The sequence below is a fragment of the Pseudoalteromonas sp. CnMc7-15 genome, from assembly GCF_022347925.1.
Lineage (GTDB): Bacteria > Pseudomonadota > Gammaproteobacteria > Enterobacterales > Alteromonadaceae > Pseudoalteromonas > Pseudoalteromonas ruthenica.
In genome coordinates, this window is the sequence record NZ_JAKRFT010000002.1 from 189,229 (window position 1) to 204,649 (window position 15,421).

At 44.4% G+C, this 15,421-nt stretch carries 10 protein-coding genes; 4 read left to right on the forward strand and 6 right to left on the reverse strand.

Annotated elements, in window-relative coordinates; genetic code table 11:
• Window positions 1-7 precede the first annotated feature (7 nt).
• From rmuC to MHM95_RS04625, 4 genes are all read right to left on the reverse strand, one after another.
• Window positions 8-1,360, reverse strand: a complete 1,353-nt coding sequence (gene rmuC / locus MHM95_RS04610; protein ID WP_239384479.1) for a DNA recombination protein RmuC — start codon at window positions 1,358-1,360, stop codon at window positions 8-10.
• Window positions 1,361-1,530: 170 nt separating this feature from the next.
• A complete protein-coding gene (locus MHM95_RS04615; protein ID WP_239384481.1) occupies window positions 1,531-4,575 on the reverse strand; it encodes a DEAD/DEAH box helicase in 3,045 nt (1,014 codons plus the stop codon).
• Window positions 4,576-4,717: 142 nt separating this feature from the next.
• Window positions 4,718-5,683, reverse strand: coding sequence for a transcriptional regulator (locus tag MHM95_RS04620; RefSeq protein ID WP_239384483.1), 966 nt, complete (start codon window positions 5,681-5,683; stop codon window positions 4,718-4,720).
• Between the two features lie 9 nt (window positions 5,684-5,692).
• Window positions 5,693-6,931, reverse strand: a complete 1,239-nt coding sequence (locus tag MHM95_RS04625; RefSeq protein WP_022946896.1) for an AAA family ATPase — start codon at window positions 6,929-6,931, stop codon at window positions 5,693-5,695.
• Between the two features lie 783 nt (window positions 6,932-7,714).
• On the opposite strand from MHM95_RS04625, the gene MHM95_RS04630 reads away from it, so the two are divergent.
• A complete protein-coding gene (locus MHM95_RS04630) occupies window positions 7,715-8,932 on the forward strand; it encodes a replication protein A (RefSeq protein ID WP_022946895.1) in 1,218 nt (405 codons plus the stop codon).
• Window positions 8,933-8,981: 49 nt separating this feature from the next.
• Here the strand turns inward: MHM95_RS04630 and MHM95_RS04635 are convergent, their stop codons facing one another.
• Window positions 8,982-9,854 (reverse strand): DNA replication terminus site-binding protein, encoded by an 873-nt coding sequence (locus tag MHM95_RS04635; RefSeq protein WP_045980015.1) that lies wholly within the window; start codon window positions 9,852-9,854, stop codon window positions 8,982-8,984.
• A gap of 208 nt (window positions 9,855-10,062) precedes the next feature.
• Here MHM95_RS04635 and MHM95_RS04640 point away from each other — a divergent pair, with 208 nt between their 5' ends.
• Together MHM95_RS04640 and MHM95_RS04645 are read left to right on the forward strand one after the other, a co-directional pair.
• Window positions 10,063-10,527, forward strand: coding sequence for a low molecular weight protein-tyrosine-phosphatase (locus MHM95_RS04640; protein WP_239384485.1), 465 nt, complete (start codon window positions 10,063-10,065; stop codon window positions 10,525-10,527).
• A 163-nt stretch (window positions 10,528-10,690) separates the two neighbouring features.
• Window positions 10,691-12,040, forward strand: a complete 1,350-nt coding sequence (locus MHM95_RS04645) for a 3-deoxy-7-phosphoheptulonate synthase class II (protein WP_053909445.1) — start codon at window positions 10,691-10,693, stop codon at window positions 12,038-12,040.
• Between the two features lie 27 nt (window positions 12,041-12,067).
• Here MHM95_RS04645 and MHM95_RS04650 read toward each other — a convergent pair whose 3' ends face one another.
• Entirely contained in the window at window positions 12,068-12,877 is an 810-nt protein-coding gene (locus MHM95_RS04650) for a pyruvate, water dikinase regulatory protein (protein ID WP_022946891.1), read from the reverse strand.
• Between the two features lie 144 nt (window positions 12,878-13,021).
• On the opposite strand from MHM95_RS04650, the gene ppsA reads away from it, so the two are divergent.
• Window positions 13,022-15,397 (forward strand): phosphoenolpyruvate synthase, encoded by a 2,376-nt coding sequence (ppsA, locus tag MHM95_RS04655; protein WP_239384487.1) that lies wholly within the window; start codon window positions 13,022-13,024, stop codon window positions 15,395-15,397.
• Window positions 15,398-15,421 lie beyond the last annotated feature (24 nt).

Consider the following 15,421-nt stretch of genomic DNA (forward strand, 5'->3'; position numbering starts at 1 on the left):
CCTGTCTTTATTGAGCTTGTTGTAGCTCAAGCTCAGCCTTTTCACGTAGCTCAGCAGGTAGCTCTTTTTGAACAGCAACGCCTAACTCTTTGAATTCATTGGCTTGTTTTATAAGATTCCCCTTGCCGCTATAAAGTTGAGAAAAGGCTTTATCGTAAGTTTCTTTGGCTTTGTCGAGCTGTTTACCTACACCGTCCATTGATACCAAAAAGCTGTTGAGTTTCGCGTAAAACCGCTCTGCACGTTTGGCCAGTTCTTGCGTATGCTTCGATTGATCTTCAAAACGCCAAAGCTGTTTAACAATATTCAAGCTGGTAAGTAAGGTTGTCGGTGTCGCAACCAAGATGTTGCGTTCAATGGCGCGTTGATACAAATCAGGCTGATACTTCAGAGCTTCAACATAGGCACTTTCGATGGGCACAAACATAATCACCACTTCCGGGGAGTTCAGTTGCTCCAAACGATGATAATCTTTACTTGCAAGCTCGTTGATACGCTCGTTCATCGCTTGCACATGCTCAGCCAAGGCTTGGTGAGCTTCGATATCGTTATGGGCGTTAACGTATCGGGTGTAAGCATTTAGAGATGTTTTGGCATCGACGATAATATGGCGTTGTTGTGGCAAATAGACCACCACGTCGGGACGGAAGCGACCTTCTGGAGTATCAAAGCTCGCTTCGCGTCGATAATCCTCATTGAGGCGCAGTCCAGCGCTGTCTAAGACGTTTTCTAGCATTAACTCACCCCAGTTACCCTGGGTTTTCTTTTGCCCTTGTAAGGCCGTAGAGAGACGCTCAGCTTGTTCGGTAATAGATTGATTGAGTTTTTGTAGATGTACTAACTCGGCTTTAAGTGCAGCTCGTTGTTGCAGCTCTTGCGAGTGGATATGCTCCATTTTATCTCTGAAACCTTTTAACTCGCCTTGTACTGGTTTTAATATCTGCTCCATGCTCTGCTGATTAAGGCTTTTAAACTGCTGTGATTTATCCTCAAAGACTTGTTGCGCGAGCGCGCTAAATTCTTGCTTTAGTTGGTCTTTAGAATCCTTGACTAACTGCAGTTGCTGCTCAAAGTGCGCTTCTTTCTGCTCTAGGGTCGCTTTCAATGACTCATAACGGCCATGAACAAGGGTTAACTTTTGCTGCAGTTGCTGCGCCTCCTGGCGCTCTCGCTCTAAACGATTATCTCGTTCGCCAAGCTGCTGCTGATGATATTGCTGTTGCGCTAAAAGCTGTTGCTGTGTGTGCTCATTGCGCTTTTTATAGTGTGATACCCTGACCCCTAGGAACAAACAAAGAGGAATAACAAAGGCGAGGGAACCTAGGCTCAATAATGCTGTAGTGGAAAGTGACGCGAACATACCTTTCTCGCAAAAATAATGCTGTTGGCTTGATAATAGCAAATCCCAGACAAAAAAAAGCCAGCTAAATCAAAGCTGGCCAATTCATAATAATCAGGGAAATCAACATAGGGTGCTTGTCTAACAAGCATAATAATAGAGTCTGGCGACAGCCAAAAGTTCAAAAGAAATTATGCTTTTTCTTCATTTTGTAAGTTAAGCATCTCAAGCAGTTGATTATCATCAATTTTTTTATCTACCAACAAACTCGTATTTAAGAACTCATCAACCAAGTGACGCTTTTTATCTGCCAAAGACATCACTTGTTGTTCCACGGAATCGGCGATAATTAACTTATACACAAAGACGGAGCGATCTTGGCCCATGCGATAAGCGCGGTCCGTTGCTTGATGCTCTACAGCGGGGTTCCACCAAGGGTCGAAATGGATCACTGTATCGGCGCGGGTTAAATTTAAGCCACTGCCGCCTGCTTTAAGGCTGACTAAAAACACGCGTTTATGTCCTTGTTGAAACTCGTCCACCTGGTGCTGGCGGTCACGAGTTTGACCGGTGAGCATCGCGTAATCAACCTCTAAGTCGGTCAACTGCTTGGCAATTAAACGCAGCATTGAGGTAAATTGACTAAAGATAATGACATGATGATCCTGAGCGAGCATATGCGGTAAATGCGTGGCTAACCACTGTAGCTTCGCACTGCTGGCTTCGTGCGCGTCATCAACTAACTGCGGATGGCAACAAATTTGACGAAGTTTCAACAGTGCATCAAGGAACTGTAACTTACTTTTCCCCACCCCCTGGTGCGCCACTAAATGGGCGAGTTTATCGTGTAAAGCGCGGTGATAATTGTGATAAACCTGAGCTTGTGCGGGTAACATATCGAGCTGTTTTACCAGCTCAGTTTTGCTAGGTAGTTCGCAGAGTACATCTGCTTTCGCTCGGCGCAGCAAATAAGGTCTTATAGCCTCTTGCAGCGCTACTAGCCCATCAGTGGCTTCGAGAAAGTTACTTTTGAACTGAGCGTCGCTGCCTAACAGTCCGGGCAAAGCGAAGTCAAATACCGATTTGAGCTCTTGCAAATTGTTTTCAAAGGGTGTGCCGCTGAGTGCGATTCGTGTTTGGGCCTGTAACTGCTTGGCCTTGATGCTTAACTGTGACTGCGCGTTTTTTATCGCCTGCGCTTCGTCTAACACCACGGTGTTAAATTGCACACCGTGATAAAACGCAAAGTCACGTTTAAATAGCGTATAGGTTGTGACAATAACATTCTTACAATTTAGCTGCTGTAATTGTGCGGTACGGTTGTGTCCGATAACCACATCGACATCCATATGCGGACAGAAGCGTTGAATTTCGTTGTACCAATTCGCGACTAAGCTCGTTGGGCACAAGACTAAGTGGGGCTTTTGGGTATTTTCTAAGGTGCTCAGGAAGGCGATAACCTGCAATGTTTTACCTAGCCCCATATCATCGGCTAATACCCCACCTAAACCTTGTGCAGCGAGCAATTGCAGCCAATTAACGCCTGAGTGTTGGTACTCTCGCAAAGTAACACTGTGATGTAACTGCGGCTTTTTCAGCGACTTCAAGGTGGCCGGAGCGAGCAACTTTTGCAACTGAGTATCCACTCGTAGCTCAAATGATTGTTCTTGTTGTAGTTGCTGATAAAGACTGCGAGGAAGCGTACAGAGCGGCTGATGTTTGCCACGAGCAAAGCGGGCAAGATACTGCCTTATACATTCAGCAGTGGCAGCAGTAATAGTAAAGTAACGTTCCTCTACTGCAATAAAGTAATGCTGTGCGGTATAGGCTGGCACCGACTGCATTTGCGCTAAGGTCAATGGATAGTCCTTAGCGCGATGGTTAATAACAAACTGCACTTCTAAGCGATGGCCGTGCAACGCATTTACCTGGGCGACAATGCGCGCTGAGTTAGTGTTCTTCACATCAGCTTTGGGAAGGCCTGTCACTGTACCGCCCAGCGCCTGCACTTGGCTATTCAATTCAAACAGCCACTGCTGTTGATGTAAGCGTGAACGAGGAATAAATATATACTCATCTTGTAAAGGGGCTTTACATGGTTGCAATCCTAAATTTTGCAGTGCGATTGCCGCTGGCGTTTTCTCCTTTGCCACTAGACGGACTTTATAGGGCACCTGGGCAGTTAAAAATTGCAGATTAAAGTAAGGAGTTAACTTTTTTTTTTGATTCACCAAAGTTCTCAGGTGAAGCGTTTTCATTAGCCGTTTAGCTAACTCGTCCACTTCACTGGCTTCGGCCTGCGGAAAGCGTGCTAACGCCTGTATTTGCTCTGCACTAAGATGAGTTTGCAAAGCATGTACCTGGTGTTCCGCAGTATTAACGTAATAGGGTGGGGAGGTCGGTAATACACGCTCGGCGTTGAAATTAGGATAATTTGCGCGCAGCTGAGCAATATCATTCTTAACCTGCCATTGATAACTAAGCGCTATAGGCTTACCCAGTTGTAACGGCTGACGCTCCTTTTCAAAAAACAGCTGAGCGTTACTAAGTAGCTGCAAAAGTGCTCTTTCACCCCACTGGGAGTGAAGGGTTAACTTGCCAGGCTGGTTTTGTGAGCGGATCCAAGAAAACAGCCGAAAGTCTTGCTCACATACCCCTTTAGGTGTCACTTGAGCGTGGCTTTGTTGTTCGGTTAACGCTCGCCCTTGAGTGTATTCATTATCTTCATTTAGTGCCGCGATTTTAGCCGTCAAAGTTAATTGCTGATGATGAGGATGTAGTTCAAAGGCAATTCCGTGATTTTGCACATCAGACGCAGAGCCATCACTTTTTATCTCATTAAACCAATCTTCGATACGGTATTGATGAGCATAATCACCTTGGCTTTGTAACTTCAACTGCAGTAACGCCGAGGCCACGTGCTTACAACGGACTTTAGCATCACAACTGCAGTGCGCTTCAACATCAACAACTTGGGCTGTGACATTGAGACGAATCTGCTGATCGTAGGTGGTTCCATCGTCGTCCATCACTTGGGCATCGATTTGCGTGTAGTCATCATTTGCCTTTACCCACAATACTTGCTCATCTCGCAACATTTGCTGAGCACGACTGTACACACCTTTGGTGAATAATCGTTTTAATGCCAATTCGGAAAGTGGAAATGAAAACTGCTGTTGCTCATTCACTTCAGCAAAAACAGCCAATAAATCCTCTTTGGTTAACGACGACGCCATGGACCTACTCGGGAACTCAAATATGCCAGTATATCGCCTTTAAAGGGAAGGAAAAAGTATGAACTAGTGAGGAACCCACAAAATAGGTACAAAGGTTTAAAAAAGTAAGCCCCGATTGGAGCTTACTTATACAGAATGATGGCTAATTAAAGCTCTCTAGCATTTTCGCCAACTGTGCAAAGCGTTTATCTGTTAGCACTTTATTATCGATTTTTATGGTTACATCACCACTTTTAGTATGCTTTTGTACACGCACAAAATCATTCCCTAAATCAATATCTTGCGTACGTTTTCCAGCCTGCTCAACATCGCACAAATACTTAGTAACGGCTAATGCCGCCTTATCGTCACTGTCAAAATGCTGGTCGCTAAAATGGCCACTGCATTGTTTAACACGCTCATTAAAGCTTTCTGCGTCTTTATCTTTGGCTTGAATCAGTTTCTTAGCGACTTCGCGCCCGACGTAGTTGGCAGTAGGGTAGAGCGCCAAAACATCGTGAGGAAGACACTCATACGCTTTTATGGCATCAGCGATAGCGGTGTGTGACACTCCCTCGAGGGCCGCGATTTCGCGATAAGAACCTTTTTTACCTTGCTGCTGTAACTCATCACGGGTGTATACATATGCTTGCCCCAACTCCCACAAACTTGGCGCAATATACTGATCTGAAGAAACCGCGAGTATTTTGGCGTCCTCATCGTTGAAATCTGCAGAGCTTAATACCAAATAGTCAGCTTTTGCGAGAATACAGGCTTTACGGCGGCGAGAACCCGCCAGCACAAATAAACCGTCATCATGCTCCCAAGCCAAAGCCGGGTGCTGGTTGCGTCCATCTTCTGCAATTGCGGGTAAAATGTCAGCCACAGATTTCTCGGTCAGCAGGGCCTGAACTCGGCGGTTTTTACCATAAACTTTGGTACGCTGCTCTATTTCAGCGTGGGGGATCACCTCACACGTTAAGCGAATTGTACGCTGCGGATCGCTCGGTGCTGGCATGCAAATAACATCACCAGCTTGCGCTTGTTCTAAAAGTTGATCAAGGCTGCTATTTTCTACCGCTGTTGCGAACGGATCTATTCGAGTATCATTTTTACGTTTTTTTGCCATGACAGTGCCTTACTTAGTCGCCTCTAACTGAGACTGAGTGGACGGCCAATTAGAGCGTATTAACATCTCTAATTCATCGACCACATCTTTAATGTTTTCCTGCGCTTTTACTAGCGATTCTCTACTTGCCAAGCTATCTGATGTTTTCTGATCAAATATGGTATTGAACGATGATGAACTAGCAGTAATGGCGCTGCTGTGGTTAATGGGGTAGCTCATCACCTGACGACCAAAGGCCGAGCGGACATCCTTAACAATATCTCGCTGCGAATGGTTCCCCTTGACGTAATTGGTCACCAAAAACTGCATGAAGTCCCAGCCATCGTGACCGAGCGCCGCGACAGTGTGATAAATCTCACCTAAGCGCTTGAGATACTTATTATTTGCGTCAAAGTCTACAGCCTCAGGATGGACCGGGATAAGCATGGAGGTTGAGGCCATTAACGCGTTGTAAAACATAAAGTTAAGTGATGGAGCGGTATCAATTAGGATGATATCAAACTGATCTTTTACCGGCTCAATAACCTTTTCAAGCAATTTATGGTAATGCCGCGTTTGGTCGTAGTTGGCACTTTCGCGCAAAATAGTGGCTATTTCATGCTCAAAATAGAAATCATCCATACCTGATGGCAGGACACGAATATTAGGGATGTGCGTTGGTAGAAACGCATCGCTGACGATTTGCTCCCAGGTTTCATTTTCTTCTAAATCGATACAATCACGCATAAGATCGCCAACGGTAATGGGATCTGGCTCACTAGGAGGAAAGAAGCTAGAAGAGGAGCCCTGAGGGTCAAGATCGATGATACCTATTCGATATCGTTTAATGTTGGTGGTGGCCAATGCAGCAGCTATATTCACCATGCTTGTGGTTTTGCCACATCCTCCTTTTAAGGAGTTGATAACAATGACTTGCAGTTTATCGTCTTTATCACGGTGGTCGGCATCAATGCCCATGACTTCGGCCATGGCGTAGATGTTTGACAACGTATAAGCATAGTGACCATTCGCACCTCGGCGTATTTCAATATGATCAAAATCGCCCTGATCATGACGACGCTTTAAGGTTCGATTATTACAGCCTAACAAATCGGCGGCCGCTTTTTGGGTGTATGTCCGCAGCTCTTTTTCTTCTGACTTCAGGTGAGCGCGATAATGTTGTATTCGCCCTTCTAATGACTTTTCAGCTACATCGGCGGTGGCTTTCAATAACTGATATGTTTTTAGCGCACTTTGTTTGATTGTCATACTAGCTTCCCTAAATTTGAGGCTTTAGTATAATGTCCACTACTTTACCTGTAAACATATATTTTAGACGACATTCTATTTTTTGATTGAAATTAAATCAAAGAAATTTTTTATGAATAAATCCCTTAAGGTAATAAGTAGGGTAAATAGGTTTAAATATATAGGTAGTAATAGGTTAAGGTTGCAAAATAGATAGGTAACTTACTGTTATCTAATAATAAATTTAAAATTGTTAGATCGTAATTTTACCTGGTAAAGATCTGATTCTTACTAGCTGCGAGATCATGTTTTTACTGACTTAAATTTAACCTGCCTAGTTATGCACATAATATTAAGTAGGTTATCCACAAAAAGCGCCCGTGAGATCATTATTTTACTATCTCTAATACGGAGCTTATGCACAATGAACAGTGGTTCTAAGCCTTGTCAGTCCTAAAAGATCGGATCTTTACTTGCTACAGATCAGATCCATACTAAGCGAAAACTTAGTTATACACAGTGCGTTGATGAAGAAGCGATTTTTGCTGTTTTTTTGTACCATAAACGGCGGTCCAAGAGCGAAAACCTAAATTTAGTTAGTAAAAATTCGATCTAACAGCGCTGAGCTAGTAAAATTGTGATCTGAAACAGAGAAAGTATGCCTACAGAAAGAGGCTGTTAGTAAAAAACTGATCTCAGGTAACTAACTTCAAGTTGGATCAGTTTTTTACTAACATAGACGATTAACTTTTGCAGCATTATGTGTTGATATTGCTGATAGCACCGAATAAACGGAAAATAACAATGAGCCGGAAGGTCAATATCTCGGTTGAAAACTTGCCTGATTCATTAAGAGGCCAAATTAATGGCGTCGAGAGCGCAACCGATAATGAAAATTTAGCCCTTTTTACGGACAACAAAGATGTTCGCATTTCTATTGAAAGTTCTGCGGCTCACGGATTAAGAGCATATTCTAATACATTTAACCATTACGACTTGTGGGGACGCTTTGTTCGTTCAGGCCATAAGAAGCTTCCTTTAGAAGAAGCTCCCAAGAAAACCATTATTACTCGGAGAATATCTGAAAAACTAGACGGTATCCTTTATGAAGGGGAAATAAAAATTACCCCTGCTGTTGTTAGTACCCGACAAGATGGTGAAGAAGTAGAATGTTTAGTATGGCCTTCTGACAGAGAAGAAAAAGTTGAACGCGCATTAATAAGATTGGCGTCGAAAGGTAAAATAGTAAAGATTAACTTCAAGTCTGGCATTCAATATGCGGTGATCTTTTCCATGAATGAATTGGCTCAAGAGTTAAAAGCTGTTGGTCAGTCAATGCCATATCCACAAATCAAAGAATCACTTGAAGCGTTACAAGGCTCGAAGTTATCTTTTAAGTATTCGGCAACCGATACACGCAACTCTCATATTGATGATTCATTTTACGAGTCCAATATGAATTTTCTTTCTTCGCTGCATTTCAGCGGTAAGAAAGGGCAGGGCGGTAATGTTAAGTGCGTGGCATGTTTGAATGCATTCGTGCATAACATGATTGATAACTTGGAGTATAAGGGTTACTACTTTAACCGAGCTCAAGAATTAAAGCGCGGTCTGTCTCGATGGATGATGTTGCGTTTGTATCATTTGTGGCGTTACGCTGCGCCAGGAAAAACTTATCACTTTCGCTTAATTTCAATCATGGAGAAGTACGGCTCGATTTATGCCGACGATGAAATTACCGACAATAAACTCAAAGCCCTGCGCAGAGATATGACGACAACTATGAAAGATCTCATCGATAAGGGGGCAATATCAGATTACAGCATTTCCAATGTTAAAGATGACAACACCGGCAAGATAATTGACTACGTGTATGAAATGCATCCTTCAGATGAGTTCTGTGAAGAAATACTGACTCTGAATAAACAACATAAGCGCATTGAAATCCAAGGTGGAAAACGAATTGTTGAAAATGCCGAAGTTATTGACGAAGAACGCTTAGAGGAAATTGTCGAAAAGTAAATTCAGGCGCCAACCACCATCCCCCTCAAAAATAAGGGTGAGTGAGTGTTTACTCACCCTTTGCCAAGTAAAGACGCTCAACTAGGTACTCATACTCTCTTTTTCTAGGATCCTCTTTTAGTGTGTATGAAGTTAATTCGCCTAGTTTCAAATCCGGGTTGTCATCAAAGACAATAAACGGTAGTGCACCGCTGACATGATATCGACGTGCGTCACTGAATCTTACATTTACCTCAGGTGTCACTCGAATAGGCCGACGAATACGTAACTTTTCGTTATGACTGAGGCTGGCCACTTTTGCTTTCTCCTGTTCCACCAAACGTTGCCACTGAGTTTGGTCTATCATCCTCGGGTTTGAGTAAGCACTGCTACGCTCTAACATAGTAAGTGCTAACTTACGTGATAGGGATTTGGTGGAATGCTTTTTCATCCAAGTAAAACGCACGGAAGAAGGGGAATTGCCTTCGTAATGTATACGTCGATAAAACGACAACGTTTGTAGCCCTGGCACTGCGCTATGAACTGCATCAAAGCGGGCGTCATTGTTATCGTAAGTAAGCACTAACTTTTTAAATTCCATTTTTAGCTCATTTATCTTGTCTATATATGGAATCAGCTCAGACTCACTCTGTTTAGCTAAAACAATTAACCCTGGATGGCGGCGCGCCATTTTGCTACTTAAACCTTGTTGTTTATAAAAGTCAGTGTAGGAATTGCAGATGCGTAACAATGCTTGTTGGCCATCATGAGCGGTTACTGGAATAGAGCTCAACGCTTGACGTTCGTCATCCGTAGTCGGTGCGGGTAATTCAAAATATCGACTATGGTGTATGGGCTGCTTTTTAACTGTTTCGGTAAGCGCTTGTAAATAATCACCTGTTAAATCGAATATTGCTCTAAGCTGTGTTTTTACTGAACTCATAAGTCAAAACTATAACGAACACATCATACTATGGAGGATACCTGATAGATCACTTAAAGCAAATGTCCTTTGATAGATTTGATACAACAGTAGACACCGATGTAAAGATATAAATAATAAAACATAAAGTATGATGTGTTCATTGATTGAATTACATTAACCACTGTGGCTAAATAAAATGAATGAATCACATCCAAAGGAGTAACTAATGAAAATCATGTTTGTATGCTTAGGGAATATATGTCGCTCGCCAACCGCCCACGGTATTGCTATTAAATTAATTCGAGATTCACAGCTAAATCAGGTAACCGTAACCAGCTCGGGGACCGCAAGCTACCATGTGGGTTCACCCCCTGATAAAAGGGCAACTGAATATGCCTTATCCAAGGGCGTAGACCTAAGCGTTCTTAGGGCACAACAGCTGCAAAAGGCAGACTTTTATGAGCAAGACCTATTATTGGTGATGGACCAAAGTAATTATGAAAATGCGCTTGCTCTAAGACCAGCTAATGCAACAGCTAAGGTTGAAAAGTTGCTGTGGTACTACCCGAACTGTCCTTTTGAGGATGTTCCAGATCCATATTATGGTGAAGATGAGGGATTTGCTCAGGTTTTCCATCTATGTGAAGTCGCAATTACCCATTTGTTAGAAGACATTTCAAAAGCCCGTTGATGATAAGGTAAACTAATAAGCACACTATGTATGATGTGTTCATTATGACGTTTTTATAATTCTTGTAATTTATTTAACGAACAGCGCCTTTACCCCTTGCGTCAGCGCCCGCCATTCGGTACTTTCGAGGGGAGGTAACAATAGGAATGAGGAAAGATAAAAAGTGAAACCTTGGAGTCCCAATAGTTGGAGAGATTTACCAATCGTCCAACAACCCACATACCCAGATGAAGCCCAACTGGGAAAAGTTGAGAGCGAATTAAATAATGCTCCGCCATTAGTGTTTGCTGAAGAAACGAGAAGTTTGTTCAAGCAGCTAGAAGATGTATGCGAAGGCCGAGCGTTTTTGTTACAAGGCGGAGACTGCGCCGAATCATTTAACGATTTTAACGCAGCCAATATACGCGATACATTTAAAACCTTGCTGCAAATGGCAGTGGTGCTAACCTATGGTGGCAAGTGTCCGGTCGTCAAAATTGCTCGTATGGCGGGGCAGTTCGCTAAACCGCGCTCAGCAGACATCGAAACTAAAGACGGTACATCGCTGCCTTCATACCGTGGCGACATTATTAATAGTTACGAGTTCACCGAGCAAGCTCGAGTACCAGATCCACAGCGGCTAATGAAGGCATACCACCACAGCGCCGCGACCTTGAACTTATTACGTGCTTTCGCTCAAGGTGGTCTAGCTGATTTACACCAGGTAAACCGCTGGAACATGAGCTTTGTCGCTGCTAACCCGTTGAAGGATAAATACCAACAGCTGGCTGACAGAATCCAGGATGCGTTAGAGTTTATGGAAGTCTGTGGTATCAACTCCACCAATGCTCCATCACTCACAGAAACAGCTTTGTACACGTCTCATGAAGCACTGCTATTAGGCTATGAGCAAGCGCTGACCCGCCGTGACCACCTCAGTGGTGACTGGTATGATTGCTCGGCGCATTTCGTATGGATTGGCGAGCGGACACGCCAGTTAGATCATGCCCACATTGAATTTTTCCGTGGCATTAAAAACCCGATTGGCGTGAAGGTCGGCCCAGGCATGGACCCAGACGAGCTCATTCGCTTGATTGACGCCGTAAACCCGGAAAATATTCCTGGTAGGTTAACGCTTATCACACGCATGGGCGCTGATGTGCTTCCAGAAAAACTGCCCGCTTTGGTGCGTAAAGTTCAGCAAGAAGGGCGCAAGGTTATCTGGAGTTCAGACCCGATGCACGGCAATACGGAAAAGGCCAGCTCCGGTTATAAAACTCGAAGCTTTGACAATATTCTGCGCGAGATCAGTCAGTTTTTTGCTGTTCACAAAGCAGAAGGGTCTTATGCCGGCGGTGTTCATTTGGAAATGACCGGCCAGCACGTGACCGAGTGCACAGGTGGTGCATATGGGTTGTCTGATGCAGATCTAGCGCAGCGTTATCGCACCCAATGCGACCCTCGCCTTAATGCTGACCAGGTCCTCGAGCTTGGCTTCTTAGTGGCAGACTTATTAAAGGATGCCCGTAAGTAAAATGAAAAGCGCCAACGTGGCGCTTTTTTAATATTTACGACGTTGTAGGCCAGATTCTGCCATTATCTTTGCAGAGATTTCCTCTACTGAATGATGAGTAGAATTGAAGTGAGGAATTTTAAAACGCTTATAGAGCATTTCTACTTCGCGGATTTCAATCCGACATTGTCGCAATGATGCGTAACGAGAGTTCGCCATACGCTCATTACGTATAGCCGCTAGGCGTTGCGGCTCAATGGTTAATCCAAACAGCTTATCCTTATACGGCTGCAAACATCGCGGCAGCTCCCCAGATTCTAAGTCATCTGGAGTGAAAGGGTAATTCGCTGCCTTAATGCCGTACTGCAACGCTAAATAGAGGCTTGTTGGTGTCTTACCACTGCGGCTTACGCCCACAAGCACCACATCAGCCTGGTCATAATCTTTTATGTTCGCACCGTCATCATTTGCCAATGCATAATTAACTGCGGCAATACGATAGTCATAAGATTGCTCGTGAATACTGTGCGTGCGATGCACTTTGGGCACGGGCTCAACATTGAGCTCCCTCTGAATTTGCGCACTGAACGTGGAAATAAAGTCATAGCAAATGGCATTACTCGATTGAATAATTTCACTGAGTTCTGGGTTAACAAACGTCAAAAACACTATAGGTTTTTCATGGCTGAAACTGGCGGCTTGCTCGAGCTGAGATTTTACTTCCCGCGCTTTTTCGACGGTTTCAACAAACGGAATGGTGATGTGTTTAAATTCTACAGGAAATAGCGATAACGTGGCATGGCCGAACGTTTCAGCGGTTATAGCGGTGCCATCGGATATATAAAACGCGCTACGCATGAGAGTCCTTTTTTATTAGTATCTTGGTATAAACCGCCGGTACACGGTTTACGCATCAGTGGTTGCCAGTGTAGAATGTTAGCGCCTCATTTAAAAGGTCGCGTTTGCGGCCAAACTTACAATTTGTTTTTTGGAGAAAGTTCCGTGCAAGAATACGTTCTCTGGTATCAAGAGCTTGGTATGCAAGATGTGCCAAGGGTTGGAGGCAAAAACGCCTCACTTGGTGAGATGATTTCCAACCTGGCGAACGCGGGCGTGCAAGTGCCCGGCGGTTTCGCAACAACCGCATCAGCATTTAACGAGTTTCTTGAGCAATCTGGATTGAATGCTCGCATCCACGACGCACTAGACAAACTAGACGTTGAAGATGTAAATGAATTAGCCAAAGTTGGCGCCGAAATCCGTCAGTGGATTATCGACACCCCTTTCCAAGCCTCCTTGGACCAAGCTATCCGTGACGCTTATGCGCAATTACACGGTGACCCAGCTCAAGACGTATCATTCGCAGTTCGCTCGTCAGCCACTGCAGAAGACATGCCCGACGCCTCCTTCGCGGGCCAGCAAGAAACTTTCCTTAACGTGCGCGGCATCGATTCAGTAATGACCGCTATCAAACACGTATTCGCTTCTTTATTTAACGACCGTGCTATTTCATACCGCGTGCACCAAGGCTACGACCACAAAGGCGTAGCGTTATCTGCCGGTATTCAACGTATGGTGCGCTCAGATAAAGCAGCGTCCGGCGTTATGTTCAGCATTGATACCGAATCAGGCTTTGAAGATGTGGTATTCGTGACTTCAAGTTATGGCTTGGGCGAAATGGTTGTACAAGGCGCGGTAAATCCAGATGAGTTTTATGTTCATAAGCCAACCTTAGCCAATGGTAAGCCTGCGGTCGTGCGCCGTAATATCGGCTCAAAAGCTATCCAGATGGTGTACTCAAGCGATGAAAGCCATGGCAAGCAGGTAGAAATCGTTGATATCGACCCGGTATTATCGAACACCTTCTCAATCACTGATGATGAAGTGATGGAACTTGCCAAGCAGGCTGTCATCATCGAGAAGCATTACGGTCGTCCTATGGATATTGAATGGGCGAAAGACGGCAACGACGGTAAGCTATACATTGTCCAAGCTCGTCCAGAAACTGTGCGCTCAAACGAAGATGCTAATGTCATGGAGCGCTTCCAATTGAAAGGCCAAGCGCCGGTGATCGCTGAAGGACGTGCAATTGGCCATAAAATTGGGGCCGGGGTAGTACGTGTTCTCAATTCAATTGATGAAATGGACAAAGTGCAGCAAGGCGATATTCTTGTCACCGATATGACAGACCCTGATTGGGAACCTATCATGAAGCGGGCTGCGGCAATCGTTACCAACCGAGGTGGGCGTACTTGTCACGCAGCCATCATAGCGCGTGAACTTGGTATCCCGGCAGTAGTAGGCTGTGGTAATGCCACAGATCTTATTACGGCAAACCAAGAAGTAACGGTATCATGTGCTGAAGGCGATACAGGTTATATCTATCAAGGTCAACTTGAGTATGATGTACTCACATCTCGGGTAGACGAGATGCCTGAATTGCCAATGAAGATAATGATGAATGTGGGTAATCCAGACCGTGCGTTTGATTTTGCCCGTTTACCTCACGCTGGCGTCGGTCTCGCACGCTTAGAGTTTATAATTAACCGCATGATCGGTGTTCACCCTAAAGCGCTGTTGAATTTTGATGCTCAGTCTAGCGAATTGCAGGCTGAAATTAACGATATCATTGCTGGTTATGAATCTCCTCGCGAGTTTTACATCGCCAAACTAGTAGAGGGTATCGCTACCTTAGGTTGTGCTTTTGCACCACAACGCGTCATCGTTCGTATGTCTGACTTTAAGTCTAACGAATATGCAAACCTAGTTGGCGGCCAGCAATACGAGCCAGACGAAGAAAACCCAATGATTGGTTTCCGTGGTGCTTCACGTTATGTGAGTGAAGATTTCCGCGACTGCTTCGCTCTTGAGTGTGAAGCAATCAAGCGTGTTCGTAACGACATGGGGTTAACCAATGTTGAGATCATGATTCCTTTTGTTCGCACAGTGGACGAGGGCAAACGTGTTATCGAATTACTGGAGGAGCACGGCTTAAAACGCGGTGACAACGGCCTTAAAGTAATTATGATGTGTGAGTTACCTTCAAATGCTCTGCTAGCTGAAGAATTCTTAGAGCACTTTGATGGTTTTTCAATTGGTTCTAATGACCTAACCCAACTCAGCCTCGGCCTTGATAGAGATTCTGGTTTAATCGCGCACTTGTTCGATGAACGTGACCCAGCTGTTAAAAAGCTACTTTCTATGGCGATAAAAACAGCCAAAGCAAAAGGCAAATATGTGGGTATTTGTGGTCAAGGCCCTTCAGATCATGAAGACTTTGCCGCATGGCTAGTGCAAGAGGGTATCGACTCTGTATCGTTAAACCCGGATACGGTGCTAGAAACCTGGCTATACCTAGCAGAAAAGCTTAAAGGCTAATCTGACAAGATAAAGGGCGAGTTT

Excerpts from the sequence above, each read along its gene's own strand:
- rmuC (WP_239384479.1), bottom strand. The coding sequence starts at position 1,360 with ATGTTCGCGTCACTTTCCACTACAGCATTATTGAGCCTAGGTTCCCTC.
- MHM95_RS04615 (WP_239384481.1), bottom strand. The coding sequence starts at position 4,575 with ATGGCGTCGTCGTTAACCAAAGAGGATTTATTGGCTGTTTTTGCTGAA.
- MHM95_RS04620 (WP_239384483.1), bottom strand. The coding sequence starts at position 5,683 with ATGGCAAAAAAACGTAAAAATGATACTCGAATAGATCCGTTCGCAACA.
- MHM95_RS04625 (WP_022946896.1), bottom strand. The coding sequence starts at position 6,931 with ATGACAATCAAACAAAGTGCGCTAAAAACATATCAGTTATTGAAAGCC.
- MHM95_RS04630 (WP_022946895.1), top strand. The coding sequence starts at position 7,715 with ATGAGCCGGAAGGTCAATATCTCGGTTGAAAACTTGCCTGATTCATTA.
- MHM95_RS04635 (WP_045980015.1), bottom strand. The coding sequence starts at position 9,854 with ATGAGTTCAGTAAAAACACAGCTTAGAGCAATATTCGATTTAACAGGT.
- MHM95_RS04640 (WP_239384485.1), top strand. The coding sequence starts at position 10,063 with ATGAAAATCATGTTTGTATGCTTAGGGAATATATGTCGCTCGCCAACC.
- MHM95_RS04650 (WP_022946891.1), bottom strand. The coding sequence starts at position 12,877 with ATGCGTAGCGCGTTTTATATATCCGATGGCACCGCTATAACCGCTGAA.